1 protein-coding gene is annotated in these 1,049 nt (G+C 79.5%); it reads left to right on the top strand.

Going from position 1 to position 1,049, the window contains the following annotated elements; all coding sequences use genetic code 11:
* Positions 1 to 83 precede the first annotated feature (83 nt).
* A complete protein-coding gene (locus ACFV6I_RS29480; protein WP_380428556.1) occupies positions 84 to 905 on the top strand; it encodes a LuxR C-terminal-related transcriptional regulator in 822 nt (273 codons plus the stop codon).
* The last annotated feature ends 144 nt before the right edge of the window (positions 906 to 1,049 follow it).

Raw genomic sequence — 1,049 nt, 5'->3', positions numbered from 1 at the left:
GGCGGGGCGGGGGGGCCCCGCCCGGCGGGGGGCGGGGGGCGGCGCCCCGGGGGGGGCCCCCCCGCCCGGGGGCCCCGCCGCCGGTGCACGCCGCACCACCGGCACAGGCCGAGATCGACAACCCGCTCGACCTGATCGCCGGTCACCAGCTGCTGGCGGAGACGGTGACGCCGCCACCGTCGGTCGGGCCGACCGCCACCGGCTGTGGGTGCGGCCATCCGATGTGCGTGGAGGACGACCGCGACCGCACCGCCGACGCCCGGGTGTTCCTGGTCGAGCGGCACTCGGTGGCCAGCGCCGGGCTGCGCAGCGTGCTGACGACCGTGCCCGGGCTGGCCGTGGTCGGGTCCACCGGCGACCCGCTGCGCGCGGTGGCCGCCGTGCGCCGGGTCGCCCCCGACGTCATCCTGCTCGGCCGCGGCGCGAGCCTGGAGGCCGACCTCGCCGTCGTGGTGGCGCTGCGCGGCCCGGACGCGGCGCCCGACGCCCGGGTGCTGCTGCTGCGCCGGGCCGAGTCGACCGCCGAGGCGAGCCGGATGCTGCTGGCCGGGGCCAGCGGCTGCTTTCCGCTCGACCTGGCCGAGGACCGGATCATCAGCGCCGTCCAACTCGCCGCGGCCGGCGGGTCGGTGTTCCTGCCGGCGCCGCCGCCGGCCCGGACCCACGCGGCGGCTCCCCCTCAGCACGTCGGCGAACTGCCGCCGCAGCACGCCGGACTGACGGATCGTGAGCACGAGGTGCTGGTCCAGCTCGGGCTCGGGCTGAGCAACGCCGAGATCGGGCGGGAACTCGCCCTGGCCGAGGCGACCGTGAAGAAGCACCTCACCCAGGCCATGCGCAAGATCGGGCAGCCCGACCGGCTGCGCGCCGCGCTCTACGCCCACCGGCACGGCCTCGCCGGGTAGTTCGTTCCAGCACATCTCCGTCACCACTCTCCGGAGGGGGGGGGCGCCCCCGCCCCGGGGGCGCCCCCCCCCCCGGTGGGGGCGCCCCCCCCCCGAGGGGCGGAGGGGCCTTGGGGGGGGGGCGCTGAGCGGCGCGGCGGGGGC

The organism is Kitasatospora sp. NPDC059803 (assembly GCF_042732255.1).
In the GTDB taxonomy this organism is placed as follows: domain Bacteria; phylum Actinomycetota; class Actinomycetes; order Streptomycetales; family Streptomycetaceae; genus Kitasatospora.
The sequence above is the reverse complement of the archived record's forward strand: the minus strand, read 5'-3'. Positions and strand labels throughout refer to the sequence as shown.